Raw genomic sequence first — 384 nt, forward strand, 5'->3', positions numbered from 1 at the left:
TGTCTTGAAGTTGTTCTATTGAGTGAACAATATTGCAGAAGTCTTCTGGTAACTTGATTGTGTCAGTGTTTGGTTCTTTGCAAAGCCGCCCATCTCTTAAAGCAAGCAATTGATCAGAAAAGTGTCCAGCATTGACATCCTGCTGTAAATGGACCCTCATGTTGGTAGTTAATTTTAAATTTTGAACATGTCTCCAAAGATGGGATGATTTCAGACATGCCTTGAGATCATCAGCCATTGTTCCTCTAGGAATAATAGGAAGTGTTTGCCTGAAATCACCAGCAAGAACCACTACTGCTCCACCCATAAGTTGTCGATTGTTTCTAATATCTTGAAGAGACCTGTTGAGTGCTTCTAGTCCGTGCTTGTGAATCATGTTGCATT

The 384-nt window shown here is 40.1% G+C and carries 1 pseudogene; it reads right to left on the reverse strand.

What is annotated here, in order from left to right:
• A pseudogene (locus AC1VNY_RS42925) lies at positions 1 to 384 on the reverse strand (hypothetical protein); the annotation flags it as partial.

It is taken from the genome of Bradyrhizobium ferriligni, assembly GCF_056837965.1.